Origin of the sequence: Solihabitans fulvus, from assembly GCF_008386585.1 — a bacterium.
Taxonomy (GTDB): domain Bacteria; phylum Actinomycetota; class Actinomycetes; order Mycobacteriales; family Pseudonocardiaceae; genus Solihabitans; species Solihabitans fulvus.
In genome coordinates, this window is record NZ_VUOB01000322.1 from 1 (window position 1) to 581 (window position 581).

Annotated in this window: 1 protein-coding gene; it reads left to right on the forward strand. The window is 49.1% G+C overall.

Annotation, left to right across the window (positions count from 1 at the left end; translation table 11 throughout):
- The coding region (locus F0L68_RS44265) for a hypothetical protein (protein WP_223199649.1) at positions 1–217 on the forward strand (217 nt) is incomplete at its 5' end.
- Between the last annotated feature and the right edge of the window lie 364 nt (positions 218–581).

The following is a 581-nucleotide window of genomic DNA, read 5'->3' on the forward strand; positions in this document are numbered from 1 at the left end:
GGAGGACCTCGGACTTTTTACTCTCGAGCAGCGGCGTCTCAGGGGGCAGCTGATTGAGACTTTAAAGATCCTTAGGGGAATAAGCTTGGTGGATAGTACGGCCTACTTTGTTCTCTGCAACAACCCTACCCGCAACCATGGATGGAAGGTTGTTCCTCCTCGGTTCTCCACTACTCTCCTCGAGAACTTCATGTTGGTGAAGATTCGCAACGGGTGAAATGAACTTCCGGTGAATGTTGATAACAGGGACACTGTTGACACATTCAATATGTGTCTGAATAGAATTCTCCCTCGACTTAACTACTAAGTCTAAGGGTAGATCTCTTGAAAGAAGCCTTCATACCGGCGTCCTTCCTAGCTTGCAGAGTGACTCGAGTGTTTTAGAGAGTAAGTGATCGAGTTTGGGTGTGGTTGTTGAGGAGAACCAACTTGGGTGTACTTGCTTGTAGCTTGGTTCGTTTGTGTAGGGGAGACCCCTGGCGCCTCTCCGTGGCGAGAGGGATCAGACCGCCTCATACTCACTAGCTCTGTCTTAAGACCTGTAACTTGTGACAGATCCTATCATGGGGTCGGTGACAGTT